20 protein-coding genes and 1 pseudogene are annotated in these 17,122 nt (G+C 58.7%); 7 read left to right on the forward strand and 14 right to left on the reverse strand.

Translation table 11 applies throughout. The annotated features are described in order from the left end of the window. Positions 1–7: 7 nt before the first annotated feature. On the forward strand, positions 8–1,270 hold the full coding sequence (locus N554_RS37165) for a DUF5677 domain-containing protein (protein WP_051677319.1): 1,263 nt from the start codon (positions 8–10) through the stop codon (positions 1,268–1,270). Between the two features lie 1,176 nt (positions 1,271–2,446). Here N554_RS37165 and N554_RS0105115 read toward each other — a convergent pair. Continuing rightward, positions 2,447–2,764 carry a hypothetical protein gene (locus N554_RS0105115; protein ID WP_029582496.1) on the reverse strand — a complete coding sequence of 106 codons (318 nt, stop codon included), beginning with the start codon at positions 2,762–2,764 and terminating at the stop codon, positions 2,447–2,449. Between the two features lie 34 nt (positions 2,765–2,798). Then, positions 2,799–3,764, reverse strand: a complete 966-nt coding sequence (locus tag N554_RS0105120) for an AbiU2 domain-containing protein (protein WP_036052431.1) — start codon at positions 3,762–3,764, stop codon at positions 2,799–2,801. 213 nt (positions 3,765–3,977) lie between these two features. Here N554_RS0105120 and N554_RS42875 point away from each other — a divergent pair. After that, positions 3,978–4,253: pseudogene (locus tag N554_RS42875) on the forward strand (transposase); the annotation flags it as partial. On the opposite strand, the gene N554_RS0105130 reads toward N554_RS42875, so the two are convergent. After that, positions 4,204–5,217: a serine protease family protein gene (locus N554_RS0105130; RefSeq protein ID WP_156041783.1), complete on the reverse strand. Its 1,014-nt coding sequence runs from the start codon at positions 5,215–5,217 to the stop codon at positions 4,204–4,206. The pseudogene N554_RS42875 and the gene N554_RS0105130 sit on opposite strands and share 50 nt — an antisense overlap. Positions 5,218–5,910: 693 nt before the next feature. Between N554_RS0105130 and N554_RS0105140 the strand changes: the two genes are divergently transcribed. Next, positions 5,911–6,120 carry a hypothetical protein gene (locus N554_RS0105140; RefSeq protein WP_029582500.1) on the forward strand — a complete coding sequence of 70 codons (210 nt, stop codon included), beginning with the start codon at positions 5,911–5,913 and terminating at the stop codon, positions 6,118–6,120. A gap of 194 nt (positions 6,121–6,314) precedes the next feature. Here N554_RS0105140 and N554_RS0105145 read toward each other — a convergent pair whose 3' ends face one another. From N554_RS0105145 to N554_RS0105185, 9 genes are all read right to left on the reverse strand, one after another. Then, positions 6,315–6,743, reverse strand: a complete 429-nt coding sequence (locus N554_RS0105145; RefSeq protein WP_156041784.1) for a hypothetical protein — start codon at positions 6,741–6,743, stop codon at positions 6,315–6,317. 209 nt (positions 6,744–6,952) lie between these two features. Continuing rightward, positions 6,953–7,300, reverse strand: a complete 348-nt coding sequence (locus N554_RS0105150) for a hypothetical protein (RefSeq protein ID WP_156041785.1) — start codon at positions 7,298–7,300, stop codon at positions 6,953–6,955. A 251-nt stretch (positions 7,301–7,551) separates the two neighbouring features. Then, complete coding sequence (locus N554_RS39585) at positions 7,552–7,854, reverse strand: hypothetical protein (protein ID WP_156041786.1); 303 nt, start codon at positions 7,852–7,854, stop codon at positions 7,552–7,554. 87 nt (positions 7,855–7,941) lie between these two features. Next, positions 7,942–9,966, reverse strand: coding sequence for an AAA family ATPase (locus N554_RS37170; protein WP_051677320.1), 2,025 nt, complete (start codon positions 9,964–9,966; stop codon positions 7,942–7,944). Beyond that, the gene (locus N554_RS0105165; protein WP_156041787.1) at positions 9,966–10,679 is read right to left on the reverse strand and encodes a hypothetical protein; all 714 of its coding nucleotides are present in this window, start codon (positions 10,677–10,679) and stop codon (positions 9,966–9,968) included. The genes N554_RS37170 and N554_RS0105165 overlap by 1 nt, the downstream gene beginning before the upstream one ends. Further along, positions 10,634–11,752, reverse strand: a complete 1,119-nt coding sequence (locus tag N554_RS0105170; protein ID WP_029582506.1) for a DNA polymerase III subunit beta — start codon at positions 11,750–11,752, stop codon at positions 10,634–10,636. The genes N554_RS0105165 and N554_RS0105170 overlap by 46 nt, the downstream gene beginning before the upstream one ends. Further along, positions 11,749–11,961, reverse strand: a complete 213-nt coding sequence (locus N554_RS0105175; RefSeq protein ID WP_029582507.1) for a hypothetical protein — start codon at positions 11,959–11,961, stop codon at positions 11,749–11,751. Before N554_RS0105175 ends, N554_RS0105170 begins: the two co-directional genes overlap by 4 nt. 79 nt (positions 11,962–12,040) lie before the next feature. Next, the gene (locus N554_RS42625; RefSeq protein WP_256378722.1) at positions 12,041–12,169 is read right to left on the reverse strand and encodes a hypothetical protein; all 129 of its coding nucleotides are present in this window, start codon (positions 12,167–12,169) and stop codon (positions 12,041–12,043) included. Positions 12,170–12,356: 187 nt separating this feature from the next. After that, positions 12,357–13,031 (reverse strand): hypothetical protein, encoded by a 675-nt coding sequence (locus tag N554_RS0105185; protein WP_156041788.1) that lies wholly within the window; start codon positions 13,029–13,031, stop codon positions 12,357–12,359. Between the two features lie 173 nt (positions 13,032–13,204). Between N554_RS0105185 and N554_RS37175 the strand changes: the two genes are divergently transcribed. Then, on the forward strand, positions 13,205–13,519 hold the full coding sequence (locus N554_RS37175; RefSeq protein ID WP_051677321.1) for a helix-turn-helix transcriptional regulator: 315 nt from the start codon (positions 13,205–13,207) through the stop codon (positions 13,517–13,519). Positions 13,520–13,571: 52 nt separating this feature from the next. Here the strand turns inward: N554_RS37175 and N554_RS0105195 are convergent, their stop codons facing one another. Then, the gene (locus N554_RS0105195; protein WP_029582510.1) at positions 13,572–14,933 is read right to left on the reverse strand and encodes a tyrosine-type recombinase/integrase; all 1,362 of its coding nucleotides are present in this window, start codon (positions 14,931–14,933) and stop codon (positions 13,572–13,574) included. Positions 14,934–15,495: 562 nt separating this feature from the next. Then, positions 15,496–15,756: a DUF1488 family protein gene (locus tag N554_RS37875; RefSeq protein ID WP_081851112.1), complete on the reverse strand. Its 261-nt coding sequence runs from the start codon at positions 15,754–15,756 to the stop codon at positions 15,496–15,498. Here N554_RS37875 and N554_RS40800 point away from each other — a divergent pair. The 3 genes from N554_RS40800 (at position 15,726) to N554_RS0105215 (ending at position 17,054) form a co-directional block, all read left to right on the forward strand. Further along, positions 15,726–16,058 carry a hypothetical protein gene (locus N554_RS40800; protein ID WP_197033422.1) on the forward strand — a complete coding sequence of 111 codons (333 nt, stop codon included), beginning with the start codon at positions 15,726–15,728 and terminating at the stop codon, positions 16,056–16,058. The two genes, N554_RS37875 and N554_RS40800, sit on opposite strands and share 31 nt — an antisense overlap. 191 nt (positions 16,059–16,249) lie before the next feature. Beyond that, positions 16,250–16,483: a hypothetical protein gene (locus tag N554_RS0105210; protein WP_051677322.1), complete on the forward strand. Its 234-nt coding sequence runs from the start codon at positions 16,250–16,252 to the stop codon at positions 16,481–16,483. 187 nt (positions 16,484–16,670) lie between these two features. Continuing rightward, on the forward strand, positions 16,671–17,054 hold the full coding sequence (locus tag N554_RS0105215; RefSeq protein ID WP_029582513.1) for a response regulator: 384 nt from the start codon (positions 16,671–16,673) through the stop codon (positions 17,052–17,054). The last annotated feature ends 68 nt before the right edge of the window (positions 17,055–17,122 follow it).

Raw genomic sequence — 17,122 nt, forward strand, 5'->3', positions numbered from 1 at the left:
GAGCATCATGACCTCGAAATTGACCCTACCACTTGTTCAGGGTTCTCTCCAGGAAGCGCTGGACCGGACGTTAGGCGAGCTACCGCGTCGCGCTTTGGCAGATTTTCTGAAACAGAAAATTGGCGAACAAGGCATCGAGTTGACCGAAGCACAGCTCAGCGCCCTCACACAGCAAGCTCTGCAAGCAAGTAGCGGGAGTGTCCTTGTTGAGGACGGAAATCCCGACAAGGAAGTAATCATTTCGTTTACCGAGCAGGACCACGAAGCATTCGGGCGGCGCCTTGACGAGCTATCAGACAGCGTTCCTGCTATTGCGGAGGAATTCATCGAGAAAACCTCGGCTGATCTGCTTGCGTTGCTGAAGCAGGAATGGCCTAGCGCCGCGCGAGATCAGCAGGAGTTGCTAGACGGATTTCGGCAAAGAATGGGTGAGCGCTGGGGACCGGGTATTGACGGTCTCCGCTTGCTTACCACGATTGCCCGGGAATTCGGTAACAACATCACCCACGGTATCGATAAGCCAGATCTGGTTGCGGGCACGTTAGCCGTACTTCGTCTGCTCCATTCGCGGTCCTGCCAAATTACCGAAGAGATCGTCGCGTTGCTAAGCGGTGGATTTGCCGATGGGGCCATGGCCAGGTGGCGAACTCTCCATGAGATCGCAGCCGTCGCGTATCTTATTGGAGAGCACGGCGAGGATTTGGCAGAGCGTTATCTAGTGCACGAAATCGTTGAGACTCGAAGAGCGGCTCGTCAGTATCAAAACCATGCCGCGCGACTCGGACAAGAGCCGATTGATGATCAAGAAATGGGACAGATCGAAGGGCAATATACTTCAGTCATCGATCGGTACGGACGCGAATTTGGAAAGCCACAGGGGTGGGCCGCAGCACACCTGAAAAAATCCGACCCACAGATTGCGGACATCATGGAAGCCGCCAAACTCGATCACCTCGGTCCTTATTATCGATTGGCTAGCCATAGCGTTCATGCCAATCCTAAAGGGGTCTTGTTCAAGCTTGGTCTGCTTAGAGAGACCGAGGCGCTATTGGCCGGCCCGAGTGACCTTGGCCTCGCAGATCCAGGGCACGCCGCAGCTCGTTCATTGCTGCAAATATCGACAACCCTAACTGGCCTAAATCCAACAATAGACAACGTGATAACAACTAAGATGATGCTCCAGTTGCTTGACGAGATTACGGAAAACTTCCATATGTCGCACGAATCAATAATGGTCGACGCCAGCAGGGGCCCGCCAAAGGGGCTTTGATGGGGTCCGGTCCCAAGGCATCGCGATTGTATTTTGCCCTTGAGACGCTATGTTAGCCAAATTCGGCATCAGGACAACGAACTGGGATCGTTCTAACGAACGATGAGTGTACCCATCCTTTCAAGCAACCCAAGAAAAGGCCACGGCGCTAGGGCCGGATAGCGCCGTATCGCGGTCCTCCAGTGTAGGAGGGCTCGATGATTGTCATCGTGACCATCGCCATCTGGCGATGGTGGCGTAATCGCCGCAATCGCAAGTAACTCTATCGAGGGCCTCGGTTGAAAAAGATCGGGGCCCTTTTTGCATAGTAAAGGTGCCGGCCTGCTAACGGCCGCCATCGCACCAAGGCCGCCGCTTCGGACAGGAAGTCCCGCTGCACACATACGGGTGTGCGAGGCCTTCTCCGATCAAGATTTGCCCGACGTCTCGTCCACCGATGGTTAGCGTCCCACAAAGGCGGCCGTAGTTGCAGCGGCTCGTGCCTTCCTCCCCTGGCCGGCAGGCGCACGCCACGCGTGTCAGGTGCGGATTGCCGGTGCTGAGGAGGCTTCGAAGACGCTGGGTAGCTTTCTCAGCTCGTTGGCGCTCGTCATCACAGCGGGCCTTGTCCCCTCGCTCCGGCGTGTCGAAGCCGACTAGGCGATAAGTGAAGCCCTCGTGGCGCACGGTGTCGCCGTCAACAACCTCGATCGGACCGGACGGACGCGGATCGGGACGAAGGATTGTGACTTCGTTCTGCTGATTGGCGGCATGTTGGACGCTTGGCCCAGCCTTCCAATTTAGGAATGCCATGGTCGCGGCAAATGCGACCACTGCGGCAACAATCGCGCCGAGGACGATCGGCAGGCTAGATCGGCGGGAAAATGGAATCATGGGGGACATGGGCGGCTGAGGTTATAAGTCGCCTCGCGGGATGCAACGCGATCTATCACCGCACGGGCGACCTGCTGCGCGCCCGCGACCGCTCGCCCATGCGGCGGCGCAGCGCTGCCATGTTCGTGGCTGTCCCGATCGAACGGCGCTCAGCGAGCCGCGATGTCCGCCCTGCAGCGCATAACGGACTCAAGTCGGACATGGCGCGATGTCCGAAAAGTGCCAGAGCAGACCTTGCGTAAGATCGCACGCGGGTCGGAACCCGCTACGCGTCGGCAGGGCAGAAACCATAAGGGCCGGAAGCTAGTGGTGATCCATGCGGGATATTTTGAATTTTGAGCCTAAACGGTATCCGATGAATGCCATCACACCGACAGTCCCAAGAACCCAGTAGAACGGCTCCCCAAGAAGTCGGACTCCGTAAACGTCTAGATAGCTGCCGATCTTTCTTCCTTCTGCAAGGATAGTGCTGACCTGCTCTGGAGGAATCCCGCCTGGCATGGGGGTGCCGTCCAGAGTCACAATCATATTGACACCTGGAAGACCCATCAGCACGAGGCCTAGCAGTGCGAACACGCCCGACGAAAGAATTGGAAGGACCCAGCTCCTTACAAATACCATCTAGTTTTCCCTTGTTCTCTCGGCCGGCTTGCGTTCAGCACGCCAACGTAAGCGGAGGCGAAATCAGTACCGCAGAAACGTCGTCGAGGAACGCGTTACGTTCATCTATGAGCGAATCCCAGTAACGCTCCAACGCGTCACAGTCGGATTCTGACAATACGGCTGAGCTGAGAAATTCGTACTTGTTGAATTGTGCGATCGGAACAAGTTCTCCGAAACCGCTGCTGAACAACCCCGCGATCACCTCGGATACTCGGGCGAGGCACCGGATAGCATTTGTGATTTTCGCGAGACTCGGCTGAACCGCTGCAAGATCGATCCTCTGTCTCGAATGCACGTCTGCGCCATGCGCCAAAAACTTATGGCTCCAATCAACAAGCTGATCTGCGTCGGAGGCATCGAGCCATTCCGACAGACGATCAAACAAAGCAGATGGTATTTGCTCAGTACGAGTTCGACGTTCCGGGATCACAGCCGCGAGCTGGTCGAAAGACTCATGGGTGCGTTTCGACTTCGAATAAGCATCGGGGCCAGTCATTGCTCCCCAAAATGGGCCGCCGCCTTCACGCGACTTCCAAACCCGACGCTCCGCCTCCTCGTAGTCGTACGGCAGGCCGTCGTGCGAAACATAGTTCTCGCGTGTCAACAAGCCTCTGTGTTTTTTCAGATCGCTTAAAAGCCTCCGCAGGGAAATAACGCCTTTCGACTTGTCCATAAGCCTGCGGACTGCCAGTACCTGCGTAGCAAAATGCCCATCAATGATCGCCTCAGCTACGAGCGAATTTCGCAACGGGCTGCTGGTGTCCTTCTCCGCCATGCGCGCAAGAAAGCGGAACACAACATCGTTCCATGCCATATTATGAATGAGGGCCAAGATCGCATGGCTTTCGTCGTGCTCAAGCCAGTTCAGCCATGCCGCTCGCTTCTCGCGATACTTTTGCAATGTCTGTTTGTCTTCGACATCGCAATCGACCACGCTGAATTTGAAGTCGCCTGTCACGCTTGTCCCACTCCCAGAGCAAGCTTAACACGCGCCCTTGAAAAGAGTTGAGAAATTATGAAGACCCTGCAATGATATAGCGTTGCCCAGTTTCATCCTCTGGTGCGCCATTTTGCCCGATGATTGCCCGAAACAATGGCTTCCCCGGCAACGATCGGCCCAACAGCCTCCCTTAACCCTTGATCATGCCAGGCCCCATGCACCGATGAAAGCAAGGCTTACCACGGCCTGCGTCACTACTATGAACACGGTACGGTCAACCACTCGGCGAAAGAGTATGCTGGCGACATCCATCATGTGAACGGGCTGGAAAGCCATTGGTCGCTGTTCAAACGCGCTATCAAAGGGACACACTTTCACATCTCAGCGAAGCACTCTTGGAAATACGTCAGCGAATTTAGCTATCGCCGCAACATGCGCCACTCACATTGGGCAATGTTTAACGTTCTTGTGGAGGCTTTCGCGCTGCCGCGCCGAATAGACGCGTGAAATCCTTCCGGTGCTTGGGGTTTGCGTCGTTGGAGAGAGGGGCGGATTCGTCGGAGGAATCCAAAGCTACCTGTCCCGCGCCGCGATCCTTAGCCCTCGCTACCTGCTCCGCAAACTCATCCATAATCGGTTTCAAGTCGGGTCCTCCTAAAATATCGGCTAGTTTCCATGCAGGTACTACACCCATTATTCCGGTGTTTAATCGCACATACCAGTCATCACTAACCGGCTTGCCGGTGATGCGGCTATGCACCTTCTCTTTTGCGTACATGTGGCAATAATCAATGCCCATGAGCCATGGCCCGAGGGGGAATGGCATGTTGGGGCGTTTTGACTGTTCTGGAATCATCCCCTTAGGGAGCTTGGGTATTATGACCTGAGGCGGAATTTCCAAAAAAACGGGAGAGCCGCTGAAGCCGGAAATAGATCTGGCCTCTACTAAAAAGCTTTCTTGCGCAAACCCATCGTCTTGAATTATGGGCTCCCACGGCATTTGAGCAACGCTGCCCCAGCGCACCGTGGGCAAATTCTTCTGTTTTCCTTCGTGGCTAACAAATCGGCCAACTATAAAAACGTCGTCGCCACAACCGATATCGAAGGTCTTAATTATCTCATGCGTGAGAAATTGATTTAGCTCAACAAACTGGAAGCGATGCGCTACGTTAAGTCCAATTGGACATACAGCGAGATCGTCCCCGTCCGGATGGGTAAACCATTTAGCGCCGTCTAGAGGAATTACGTCTTTTTTTCCATCCTGAGTGTTGAGGCGAACAACCATCGACCCGTTGTCTATGACGTGTTTGTTTGTGACAACAAATAGAGTTGCGATTACTTGGTTTCCGGCTTGAGCGCTGCGGCCCACCAAAAACCCCGTACCGCCCATCTTCTCCCCATCCTCTGCCGCCGCCTCAGAGGGATAAAGGTAAACAACACAATCCAGAAAAGCGTCGTTGATGCGCGGCACTTCCGGCTCCAATACTTGCACGGGGTAGCCTAACGCAGTTAAGCGCGTTACCCATCGCTCCCTACCTTGATTATCCGACATGGGTACGATTCCCAAGTCGCCCACAAAGCAGGGGGAGTGATATGAGTGACGCGCCAGCTTTACCTATGTATCGGGACTGTACTGTGGACCCCCTGGGCCCCGGCGTGGCCGTTCTCGCCCTGACTGTTTTGGTCCCAACGGACGCATCCCTAAACGGGCCAATCGGCGGTTTTGCCCTTTCCCTAACGCATGAACAGGCGACCGAACTTGCTAGGGAGCTGCTTCGGGAAGTCGGCCTTTTAAGAACCGACAACTCGCCATTGGGCTTGGGCTGGAAGCGCGACGAAGTCTGAGCACTCAACCAGTACTTGGCGTCAAGGGATAAATCTGCCGGTAGGCCAGAGGAACAGAGATCAGGGAGGTAGATCATTTCGGGAACGTGACGGGTCTGGGTCGCACTAGACGCTCATGTCCGAGGCAGTCCAAATGCGCTATGGAGGCAGGCCATGCCAGATGGCCGCGCCGCACCCCATTTGATCTAGGTAAGGTACTTTGGGCCTCAAAAACCGAGGCGGGATCGCGGGACGGCCCTATTTGAAGATATTTGCGGTTTTTGTTTTCCGGGTTTGTTGGCCCACTTAATGTTGCGAAATCCGCGACATAGGCAAGGCGATGAATAGACTGGAACTGGCATGGTCGGCATGGCGGGCGCTTTCCAGGATCGAAAGGGCGCAGTTTCTGCACCTGCTCCGTGGGGCGTATGCCGCAGAGCGCGAGGCGGTGCGGCGGGCGAATGGCCGCGGCGCTCATGGCGCAAGGGTAGAAAACCTTAGGGAATTGACGTTGACCGAGGCGGACTTTCGAGCGGCGGTGATGGAATGATCGCGGCCCGATTGCCGTAAACGGCCACTGGTGAGTCTTTCGGCTTGGCGCCCTCAAGGCCGAGCCGCTACCGTAAATTCATGGCTGGTCGTTTACGGCGCGGTAAGCAGCGAACCCAGACCGAAGGACGAGAAGCGGGCCAGCCTCCTCAATCGCTATGGGTACGAACCCGACCAGTGGCGAATTCTCATACATCACGCGGGTCGACGCGGGATCCGCGCTTCGCCCCGCTCGACGGCTGCCGCCAGGCCACGCAGTTGAGGCACCGCGACGCCCAACGCGACCTCGATCTCGCCGGCCACTCTTTTAAGGAAACGACCGCCTTGACCGACGTCGAACGCTAAGTGGTCGACCGCGACGAGGCTTTCCCCGAAACTGCGGATCTCGCGGAGTAGCGACTCAAGCTCTTCCTGAATTGCGCCGGCAGTAGCCGTGATGTCCTTCGCTACGGCATTCCGCTCCTCGCGCTCGGCCTCGGTGGCTACCTCCTGTTCCGCATCGGCAATCTGAGCCGCAAGCGCTGCGCATGCGTCGCTGAGGCCGGATAGGCGCAGGGTTGCCGCGTCGACCGCATTTTCAAGTTTCGCGATCGCCCTGTCATTGCTGATGTCGGATTCGAGCAAAAATTTCTGTTGATCCGCCCTAGCCTGATCGAGCGCAGATTGGGCTTCCGCTTTTCGCTCGTTGAGCGCCGAATGGCGTGAACGCAATGCCACGAGAGCGGTTTCGAGCTTCTCAATCGTTGTAGTCTTCCTGACTGCCATGGTGGGATGATATTTCGTCGTCGTAAAATTGGAAGAAGTCACGCTGTCGCCGCGCGCTCATTCCGTACCTAAGCTTGCAGCGGCGCGCTCATTTGAGTGAGCTTCGTCGCCCGTGTCGTCGCGCAGAGCGCCGCGTGTTCGCCTTCATGGTCTCGAATCCAATTGATCAGTCGCCTCTTGCTGATGAGCCAGATCGAACCCGCGATCAAAATGCCGAGCGGCTTACCGCATGCCGCTGCTTCGGTCGCGCGACGCCGGATTGTGGCCGACGAGACATCGGCAATGAAGCCCGCTGCATCGCTGTTAACCGCATCGCCCGTGCTATACGCGTCGACCCAATCGTTCGACGGCGGCAGTTGACGCACCTGCGCAGTGATCTGCTCAAGCGCTCGGGCGATGCACTCCTGTTCGTCCATCTGATCGCTCCCGAGAAGCACCGATGAGAACGTTCGCTCGCCGTGGTCGCTCGACGAAACCCCGTCCGCGCTGAACGTCACGCGGCCCTGCCTCATTCGATTTAATTCCTTCTTAGCGTCCTAAGACACGTCGTGCCGGGCGCGCGGGCCGCGACCGGGATATCTGGACCTCAGAAGGACCCCGCCCGAGCCCGGGCGTTTTCCTGGCGCTCTTTGACTGTCCACCGTCGGCCCGCGAGCGCTCTCGTCTCTCAGTCTAATTCTTGCCGCGGAGCGACACTTGGCCGATTGAGCGTGACGACGATCTGATCGATCGCATTCCAGTCGGGCCCAAGTTCCACAATATCGTGCAACTCGGCCAATTCTTCAAAGGCGACCACTCCCGGCGGCTCGCCATTGTTGTAGTGGATCTCAGCCATCCAGCGATACGTCATTTGTAGAGCACCCTGTTTGCAAGAACAGATTGGGATAATGATCCTTCGGGTCTCTGCCGCGAGCGTCGTTGCGCCATTGGTGCGCCGTTGGGAAAAAGCTAATGGAAGCCCTTGCGCCATTAGTTTTTTTCCTTAGGCACCAATTCAATGATGGCGCAGATCGGTTGCGCCATTGATGCGCCATTGAATTGGGGTCAATGGCGCAACTCATGACGGCCTCTTTGCGGGGTCGATCCAGAAGCCGGTAACGACCTTCCGGGTGGCCGGATTTTCGTAACTCTTGCGGATTAGGAGGCCGGACATCGTCCAGCTCTTAATGATCTTCCTTGCGGCCGCTTCGCTTTTGTCGGGGCAATGTTTAACGATCACACGCCATGCCGCACGCTCGAAAGCTTTCGGGGCGTCGGTATACCGATTGGTGTCAGGTGCGCCGGCCTCGATGTCGGTCAAAATCTGATTGAGCAGTACGGTGCTCAGCCCTTCGAAGGTGTCAGGCGGCGACCACGGCTCGACCGTCTGCACTTGGTCGCCATTCGGATAAAGCTCGGTCGAGTTGCCGATATCGACGCCAACGATCCGAAACCATTTGGCCTCGATGGTCGGCCGCGCGATGTTGACCTTGGCGCTGTCCATGCGGATCAGGCTGCGGCGATCAGCTTCGCTTAGGGCAAGCGCCTGCGCTTCCTCGGGGGTCATCGTCGTCAGGGTGTAGACCAGCCTTCCGGCGTCTTTCATGCTGCTGGCGCCCCGGCCTCGATTGGGATTGCCGGGATCAGCCGGTCCTTTCGAGGTATGGTGCGGCACATCGACGGCTATATCGAATTCTCCGGCGAGATCACTGAGGACCTGCACCACCTCATCAATCAGGCTATTGCTGTTTTCCTCAACCGAGTGCGCCTTCACAAACGGATCAAGGCTGACGATATCGATCTGGCGGGTCTTGATGGTGTTCGCCAGCTTGGCGGCAAGGTCACCAATGACTGGCCTGCCGTGCTGATCCGTTGTCATGATCTTGCCGCCGGCCCTGCCGGGCGCCGCCAGGAATAGCCAGCCCTTGAGTTCGCGGCGCTCAATGCCGTGATGCAGACAGGCTGCCCTTAGCCGGCGCTTAAGTTCATCGGCATCGTCTTCAAGCGAAACAATCAGCACCTTGCATCGCATGAATACATGTTCGGCGGTGAGCGCGCGGCCGATTGCCAACGAGAGCAGCTGCGCGAGGCGCAGCGCCGACTTTCCGGTTCCCCCATCGGCAATCACCGAGGAAATGAAGCGCCGACAGAAGATATTGCCGAGCAGCCAGCCGCGCGGCGGTATCTCTGTCGTATCGTCACCGGCGTCCCATTCGCCAAGAGGTTCTGGCGGTGCGGGCGCCGACGTAGCGGCCTGCGGGTCAAACTCCGGCGTGTCAAGACAACGCGCGACGAGAGCATCGGCATTATGGCGCTCCGGATCGACTGCTATCCAATCGGAGACGTCGCCTTTTTCCGGCAGCTCCGAAAAGCTGGTAATGCGAATACTCTTGGCAATGCCGTGCAACGCATGTCCTGCCTTGGCCGCCTTCTCGCCGCCCGCTTTGTCATTGTCCGCAAGGCAAATGACATCGCGGCCCTTGAGCACGGCGGCGATCTCCGGGGTCCAGACGCTGCCCGCGACACAAGTCGCAAATAAGCCAAGAGCGCGGACGTTCTCACAATCCTTTTCGCCCTCGGTGCAAAAAATCGGTGCATCCGGATAAGCTGCCAGGTCAGCCGCCAATTCGGGCCAATGATACAGAACGCGGCTGACGCCCTCGAAAACCTTGGTGGTGATCCAGCTGCCTTTCCCGTCCGGCCGACGCTGTGTGAAGTCTTTCGGGTCCCAGCGTTGGACTTGGTAGAGCAGCTTGCCGTCGAGATTGGTGTAGTCGTAGTTGCAAACCCACGTCCGCTTTGCAGCCGGCTTGATCGGCGCCGGCTCTGGTTGCCCGGCATCGATTTCGAAAGATCGCCCGTTGCCGGCCCGGCCCTTCGTGGGCTTCCACGGCTCCATGCCGAGCCGGTCGCGGACGTAGTCCTTGGCCGCAAGCACGTCGCCGCCATTGTGCAGGGTGACAAGAAAGCCGCCGGGCGCCTCGGCACAAGGCTTGATCGACATGCCGCGATCTGCACGCGAATGGCCGGGGGCAGGTGCTCGCACCTGCCCCGCGGACACTTCGCCGCCAAGCAACTGGGCGATCTGGGCAAGCGACAGCATCAGTACGGGATATCGTCGTTGATCGATCCCTTGTGCGGCTCAATCGCCTGCGGCGGCGCTTTTTCCTGCTTGCCGCGCCAACCCACGACCTTGAAGGCCGGGCGCATCTTAAGCCCGAAGCGGGTTTTCATCGTCGTGCTGGCGGGCTGGACAATCGCAACCGCATTCGGGTGCGCAAAGCGGACATTGGCGATCTGCGATTTGAGATCATGGACGGCGCGGCGACCGCCGAAGCTGTCGGTCACGAAGGTATAGTCGGCGCCGGTCTGCGGATCGATCAAATGCAGATAGCGCGTATCCCGCCACGGGTCGCTCGGCTCGTCATTGAGACCGGGCGGCCATGCGCTCTCGTCCAGGTCCGGCAGTTCCTCACGTTCGGGATGCTGCTGTCCGGACTGGGTGATGCGATGCTCAGCTGGTTTGCCGTCCACCCAATGCACCCACGCCGTGATCGAGCCGACCGCCGCGAGCACGGTGTCCGGGGGCAGCAGCTCCGTTTTATCGACCGTGTACCGCCCGTCGTTGAACTTGAGCATCTTGCCAGAGATCATGGTCTCGCTGGATTTCTCCACGACGGAGAAGCCATCGTCGTTGGTAATCGCGATATCATTCATGCGTTTGTTCCAAGCTGTTTCTGATTGATGGGGCATGCTGAGACGTTTGTTTGCTAGGCGGCTTCCTCCTTTTCGTTGCGGTTGAAGTTCCAGGCGCATTGGCTGATCAGCGCGAGCTTTTCGCCATCGCCGCGGATCACGATGGGCTGGCCCGTAGCGGCTTCGATACGCAGATGCATGCTGCTGAACTCGCTGAGCATGGCCGCGAGTTGCGAGGGCGCTACGGCAACCTTGGCGCTACCGGTTGCCTCGGCAGCAATGAGGTCGCTGCCGTCGTCGGGTTGCCGTGCGAGGAAAACGTTCAGGTCCGACGAGCCATCAAAGGACAACACAAGCAGCGGCGGCTCGACGGTCGCAACAGCAGCAAGGCGCGACAGCGCCGAGAGCAGCTCGGCCCGAACAAAGGTCGCCGAGGTCCGCGAGGCCGGCGGGATCACGGCTTCATAGACCGGATACTTGCCGTCGATAAGCCGCGAAACGAAAGTGAATGCGGGCCCATCGACGGCAAGCAGCGTCCGGGACCGGCGCAACGTCAGTTTGCCCGGCCGCGTGCCTTTGACGAGCCGGGCAAGGGCCACTGCGGCTTCGCGTGGCACGATCAGATCGCGGTCTTCCGAAAACTTGCCGGCCGCGATGCAGGTGTGGATCAGGCGGACGCCATCGGTCGCAACCGCGACTAGCCTATCGTCGATTGAATGCCAAAAAATGCCGCACAGGCAGAAGCGCGTCACTTCGCTTGCGGCGGCCGGAAGTGGCTCAAGCAGAGTGAGGCAATCGGCACCACTGATCTCGATGCGACCGATCTCGCCGTCAACGGCAAGCGCAGCAGGCAGATCATCCCACGGGAAAAGCGGTAGCCGACCTCGGCTGTTGCCGCAGATGATCGTCGCCAAGTTTTCGTCCGTGCCGATCGTTACCTTCTCACTGGCTGTGAAACCGGAGGTAAGCGACGCGAGTCGATCAGCCGCAATCGCAGCTTTTCCCGGCTCAATGATTTCGGCGGTGGTTTTGGCGGTGATCGCAATGCTATTGCTGGTACAGGTAACCGAAAGCGCGCCCTCAGAGGCGACAATACGCACCGCACCAAGCGCCGGGGTTTTCTTGTTTGGGCGCGCGGCGGCTGCCAGCGCCAGGGCGGTGGCCAGCGTGCCGGCATGTGCGACGATCTTCACGACGCAGGCTCGAAAACGATGATGTCACGGTGACAGCCGTCGCAGAGGAGGCGAAACCCGTCATCGAGCGGTTCCGGATAGTTGCGCACGACAGCGCCGCAGGACGGGCAGTGCATATCCGCGGCGATGCGCAGCTCGTGCCCATCGCCAAGAATTGCCGACAGCCGCGCAAGGTTGACATTGCGGGTTTCGAGCGTAGAAGTTGTCATTGCGTGAACTTTCAGGCTGGCCGCGGTTGCCGCCGCGGCATGAATTTCCGGAGGGCCGCCGATTTCGGCGGCCCTTTTTTCAGGCTTCTTCGAAGCCGAGCCGCACCCGCTCGGAGTCCGGGATCAGCCGAATGCCGCAGTAGACGATGCTCTTGAGTTCGCCGTTCCGGATCGCGCGCCAGGTCGTCTGGCGGCTCGTGCCGGTCAAGGCGGACCATTCTCCGACGCGGTAGCCGAGACGAGTCCCCTTAGATTTTCTGTTGGATTGTAGCGCGCACCGGGCAGCTGCTGCCTGCGGCGTGTTCATGGGCAAGGCTCACTTCGGTTGCTGGACATGCCGACGAAGGTCTGCCTGTTGCCGCTGAAAGTGAAGGTTACGCGTTCGGGTGTTTTTGCTACTCGCTTAACGCCGGCCGCCTCTTCGAGCCTTTGCCCATCAAATCATAAACAGTGCGCCGGACCCGTCCTTCATTCGGCGGCTCAATCCCAAGGGCAAGGTGCAGCAATTTGATCCCGTGGGAGAAGTCGCCGTATTGACCTGGCTTCACGCCTTGCTCTTTCATCAACTGCAAGAGCGGCTCCCATAGAAAAGCGCGTTCGAGCGTCTTGTGCGTCTTATGGCTATTCTCCGGTTGCAAAGAAGCAGCGGTGTAGTTGTTGGCATCGCTGAGCCATTTGAGGACTGGCAGCAAGTTGTTTAACGCGGGGCCGGGATTAGTCGGAACTTCAAAGTCGCGGTGCCGGCGTTCATGGGGTGGGGTCATCAAGATCATCGCTCGGGTAATGATCTCCGGGTCAAGCAGCGGCTCGATCTCTTTCCATATGTTTAAGAAAGGGCGACCAAAGCTTGCAAGTTGCTCAAGTTCTGCCGCAGGGGCTTTGATAGCTGGCCTGTGTCTGCGCGCGGACCCATAGTTGGTTCCCCATGCATCCAATGCGACGACGATTTCCCTAAACGTGGGCTGTGGCTGGCGGCCGAAGATTGTCGTCAGCACATCGGGGACGTGCTCGGGCTTTCTGATGTAAGGCGACAAGCGCCAACCGAATAAGACACGAGGGTAAGCAGCCATGATCAGAATTCTTAGATGCGCCGGGGCTACCGCTAGAGCCATCTAGAAACAATTGGGCGCACTCAAGGCAGGAGTGGCAGCGTTACGCGCGCGGCTGAAATTGCCGGGGCGCGTAACCTTCACAGGTTCGGCAAAGCGGGGCGATACTGCGAGCAACACCGTGGGAGTTCGCGATGATCGCAGCAGACCGACAAGAAGCCGAGCCGGGAGATGTGGCACCGGATAAGCCCGGCCCTCGACGCATGCTTAGCGAAAAGCAGGTTTTGGAAATCGTGCCTGTTGGCCGCACCACGCTGTACCGGATGGAGAAGGCAGGCCGGTTTCCAAAATCGACCTACATCTCGCCGAACCGCAGGGTCTGGTTCGAGGATCAGGTTGTCGCTTGGCAGAAGGCGGTTGACGAGTTCGACCCGAACAGGGGACGGGGTAAAGGGCGACGGCATCACCCCGACCCGGTCGAAATCCTGAAAGCCTTACAAAAGAAATAGCCCGGCCAGCTTCGCGCTGACCGGGCTTTCCGCAACTGAGGGATGGGCTTGATCAGGCGGCCAGCCGCAGTCCGGTTTCTGCGGGCTTGCCGATGATCCGCCGCAGCTCGATAGCCCATGCATCGAGCACCTCGCGCTTCTTCGCTACCCGGACGCGGGTGGCGAGGTTGTAGACCTTGCGGGTGACCGCAGGCAGCGGCTTGCCGTTCTCGTCCTTGTTCGCCTGATGGTCGAGGCAAAGCGAGATACCGGCCTCCGACAGACCAAGTTCGCCACACATCGTCGCTGCCGTGCGCCGCAGATCATGCGGGGTGAAGGGCGCAAGGCCGAGCAACTCGCAAATGCCTTTGGTTTTCTTGTTGCCGCGCAACGCGTTCCCCATGGCCGTGCGCGCGAGCGGCGCATCGCCGTACCGGCCTACGAACGCAAACTCGTAGTTGCCCATCGCCTCGTTGATGATCTCCAGCGCGAGGTCGGAGAGCGGCTGGTTGATCACGCGCCGCCGCTTAACCCGCCGTGCCGGGATATCGACGGTGCCGTTCCCGGCGTTGAGTTCGTCGCGTTGGATCGGCAACAATTCGCCCGAGCGCAACATCGTGGTCAGCGCGAACCTGATTGCGAGCCTTGTCCTGCGATCCCACGGCATGTCCTCGCGGTCAAGGCCGTGCCAGAGCGTCCTGATCTCGTCTTCGGTCAGGACGCGGTCGCGCGGATGCTCATCGTCCAGCTTCGGCAGGTTGACGCAGGGGCTGGCGCTCACATAGTCGCGGCCCGCTTCCGCCGCCCAGTTGAACAGGCCGGACGCCGCGCGCCGCATGTGGCGGGCGTTGCTCACCGATGCCTTGCCGCCGAGCTTGCCTGCAACGATGTCGTTCGAGAGCGTGGCAATGTCGTGCTTGGTGACCTCGCCCGCGATCTTTTTGCCGAGCCGTGGGCTGAGGAAGCGCCGCAGGTGGCTGGCGACGTTCTCCCAGCTTTCGATCCGGGGCCGCATTTCGCCGTCCGGCTTCTTGACCGGCGTCTTCATCCACTCGATCCGCTCCTCGATGATATCGTCGACGGTCTTGCCCCGCTTCGCCTGCCGCACTTTCCGGTCGCGGAAAGTTTCGGCGAGCGCCGCAGCGCCTGTGCCCCTCAGGCCGTAAACCCTGCTGCGGGCGTCCTCGACGAGGAAAGTCTCGGGGTTGTAGACGCCAAGCCAGCCGGTGCGCTGCTTGCCGGTCTCTGGATCGGTGAACTTGAACGAGAAGGTCGCCACCCCGGTGGCGGTGATGCTGACGTAGAGGCCGCAGCATTTGCGGTCGTAGATTTTGACCCGCTTGGTGACGCGCTTTTCGCACATGCGGTCGGTGAGGATGACGCTGCTGTTGCGCGCGCGCTTGGCGGGTTCGGTGGTCGTGGTAGTATCGCTCATGGTTTCAGGCTCCTGAAGGGTTTGGGACCATGGGCTTGGCCTTGGGCCTCTCAGTCCTTGGAGGGTCGAGAGAGGCTTAGGGCCGGGCCCCTGTTTTGGCGAAACGCGCTGAAACGGCCCGGATCAGGGTAGTCGAAAAGTGCCTGTTTTAAAGGGTTTTCTTGGTTTCGGCGTGTTTCACCGAATACCAAAATATAGTCCACACGACTTCGCCGTACGCTTCAGCGCCGTTCGTCTGCGCAACTGAGTGCGCACCGACGTTGCCGCGTCCACCGCAACCTGTCCCAACGTTCGTGACGATGGCCAACGCCCCTCTGGTGGGACAGGATGGCACGAGTCTTACAAATGATTTGCCCGACGGGTTAAGCGGAAAATTTTTCCGCGAGGGGCTGGACAGCTTTTTCAGTGATTTGCCCGTCGGGCAGATTTCACCGTCTTTACGGTCCCGCGCCGCGGAGCGCTTGGGCAATGACCGGAACGCATCACATGCGAATAGCGACAACTACAGCTCCGCTCCTGGAACCATTGCTCCGCAGGGGTAATCAGACCAAAAGTGTTCGTTTCAAAAATTTGCGGCGACCAGATCGTAAGAGCCCCGGCTTCCACGGACGTAAACCTTCGCAGCCGCCGCGCATATCACATCACGGTTGCAATCGAACGCGTTGAGGAAACCGGACTCGTCGGGGCGGGCATCTGGTTGAATTCGCCTCAATGCGTCTTCGTCTATGAAGAATGACGCTTCCAGCGCGCTGTCGTGCCCCCAGAACCGCACGGCTCGCCGGGTTTGGTCATATGAACGGCTATGATTTGGAAACTCAATCATGGATTGGCACCGATCAAGTTCTCGCCGGCGAACCACGCGCGTGCCGGCTTTCGCACGAGCTGCACCGAGGCATACTCGATGCCCATCGGTTGTCCCGACCGGTGACGCACATCGAAGCGATGTGCGGCTGGTCAATGTCGTTGACAAGGTTTGGCGTGGCTAAGCTTCGCGCTGCCGTAAAGGCGATGCTGAAGCAATACGATGGCGCTGGCATTCAAGTGGCTACTCAGTGCCGCATTACAAGCCTTGTCCGGGTCTGCCTGCAAAACAAATTGCGATTCTTCTCGCTATTCGGCAGATGATCACTATATGGTCGATATCATCGCGCACCCCCGGGCTGTTATCGGTGACTGAGAGCGTCGTGCTCCCGCCTCAACCAAAAGGGCGGTCATATGCCAAAATTTCCCACATTCAATCTTCGTGAGTGGCTGGTACCCCCGGTATTGATGCCGATGTTTCTTGTGCTGCTGGTCGCCGCTGCGATGGTTATTCAATGGTGATCGAACGTAGCGCGGTTTCACTGCAGGACGGGCTATCTCCGATTAAACAATCCCAATCGTCGCTAGCGCAGGAACTGGACACCAGGGCGGTGATCGCCTTGGACGAGGCTCACGAGATGCCGCCGGGGGATGAGCGCGCCGAGGCGATTAACAAAGCAATCGTCCTTCGGAATGCCGCCGAACTTCACGAGCTGCTCTGCGGCAAGCGCGGCGCGCCGGCCGTATGACCGCAGCGTTGGCATGGCTTTTGGAGCTCTTTCCGGGGCGGAAGCCCAGTGGAGAGCTGGCGATCAATTGCCCGAAGTCGCGATAGTTGACGGCGACTTTATTGCGTCATTGTTGAGCAAGCGCGGATCATATGGACAGTGAGATGCTTGTCCCAGTCGATGGCCGTTCCTCGCGAGCTCCCTTATGATGGTACTTGATCATTCATGCATTCCCGCCGTCGTTCTCATCGTCGAGGACGAGATGATGCTCCGCATGCGCGCGGTCGACATGGTGGAAGACGCCGGATACACGCCGCTTGAGGCGCTGGATGCCGCCGAAGCCATCGCCATCCTGGAATCCCGATCCGACGTCGTGCTGATGTGCACCGATATCCAGATGCCTGGCCAAATGGACGGCGTCGGACTTGCCCATGCCGTGCATGAGCGTTGGCCGACGATCAGGATCATCGTGGTATCGGGGCAATTGAACCTGCCGCACCTCGATCTTCCTCCCCGCAGCAGGTTTTTCGGGAAGCCCCTCAATGCCGGGGACGTGATAGCCGAAATGCGCGACATGATCGGCTACGCCTGAGACGCCAGTGCCTTTCACACCAAATAGGGCCTAAATCGCGTGATTGCGGCAGAAACCCAACCACCAAG

The sequence above is a fragment of the Bradyrhizobium sp. URHD0069 genome (genome assembly GCF_000701345.1).
GTDB lineage: Bacteria > Pseudomonadota > Alphaproteobacteria > Rhizobiales > Xanthobacteraceae > Bradyrhizobium.

Bases quoted from the DNA above. Each gene is read 5' to 3' on its own strand.
- N554_RS37170 (WP_051677320.1), bottom strand. From the start codon at position 9,966: ATGCTGTCGCTTGCCCAGATCGCCCAGTTGCTTGGCGGCGAAGTGTCC.
- N554_RS39585 (WP_156041786.1), bottom strand. From the start codon at position 7,854: ATGGCGCAAGGGCTTCCATTAGCTTTTTCCCAACGGCGCACCAATGGC.
- N554_RS40800 (WP_197033422.1), top strand. From the start codon at position 15,726: ATGAACGGCTATGATTTGGAAACTCAATCATGGATTGGCACCGATCAA.
- N554_RS0105150 (WP_156041785.1), bottom strand. From the start codon at position 7,300: ATGGACGAACAGGAGTGCATCGCCCGAGCGCTTGAGCAGATCACTGCG.
- N554_RS0105175 (WP_029582507.1), bottom strand. From the start codon at position 11,961: ATGACAACTTCTACGCTCGAAACCCGCAATGTCAACCTTGCGCGGCTG.
- N554_RS0105210 (WP_051677322.1), top strand. From the start codon at position 16,250: ATGGTGATCGAACGTAGCGCGGTTTCACTGCAGGACGGGCTATCTCCG.
- N554_RS37875 (WP_081851112.1), bottom strand. From the start codon at position 15,756: ATGATTGAGTTTCCAAATCATAGCCGTTCATATGACCAAACCCGGCGA.
- N554_RS0105185 (WP_156041788.1), bottom strand. From the start codon at position 13,031: ATGGCTGCTTACCCTCGTGTCTTATTCGGTTGGCGCTTGTCGCCTTAC.
- N554_RS37175 (WP_051677321.1), top strand. From the start codon at position 13,205: ATGATCGCAGCAGACCGACAAGAAGCCGAGCCGGGAGATGTGGCACCG.
- N554_RS0105165 (WP_156041787.1), bottom strand. From the start codon at position 10,679: ATGCGCCTGGAACTTCAACCGCAACGAAAAGGAGGAAGCCGCCTAGCA.
- N554_RS37165 (WP_051677319.1), top strand. From the start codon at position 8: ATGACCTCGAAATTGACCCTACCACTTGTTCAGGGTTCTCTCCAGGAA.
- N554_RS0105115 (WP_029582496.1), bottom strand. From the start codon at position 2,764: ATGGTATTTGTAAGGAGCTGGGTCCTTCCAATTCTTTCGTCGGGCGTG.
- N554_RS0105215 (WP_029582513.1), top strand. From the start codon at position 16,671: ATGGTACTTGATCATTCATGCATTCCCGCCGTCGTTCTCATCGTCGAG.
- N554_RS0105195 (WP_029582510.1), bottom strand. From the start codon at position 14,933: ATGAGCGATACTACCACGACCACCGAACCCGCCAAGCGCGCGCGCAAC.
- N554_RS0105140 (WP_029582500.1), top strand. From the start codon at position 5,911: ATGAATAGACTGGAACTGGCATGGTCGGCATGGCGGGCGCTTTCCAGG.